Raw genomic sequence first — 291 nt, forward strand, 5'->3', positions numbered from 1 at the left:
GCAGGAGGCCTGAGTCCGTGGCGTGGCACCCCGAGACCGCCGCGGTGCGCGTGGCCGTGCCGCGCTCGCCGTACGGCGAGAACGCCGAGGCGCTGTATCTGACCAGCGGCTACGTGCAGCCCAGCGCCGAAGCCGCCGCGGCGCGCTTCGCCGGCGACGAGGACGGCTACACCTACGGCCGCTACGGCAATCCGACCACCGCCAGCTTCGAGCAGCGGCTGGCGGCGCTGGAAGGCACCGAGGCGGCGATCGCCACCTCCTCCGGCATGGCGGCGATCCTGATGCTGGCGC

General features: G+C 74.2%; 1 protein-coding gene. It reads left to right on the forward strand.

The features are described 5' to 3' along the window. Nucleotides 1-17 precede the first annotated feature (17 nt). On the forward strand, nucleotides 18-291 hold a 274-nt coding region (locus NET02_RS16435), incomplete at its 3' end, for a PLP-dependent transferase (RefSeq protein ID WP_284058512.1).

The organism is Thermalbibacter longus, assembly GCF_023806485.1.
Classification (GTDB): Bacteria; Chloroflexota; Chloroflexia; order Thermomicrobiales; family Thermomicrobiaceae; genus Thermalbibacter; species Thermalbibacter longus.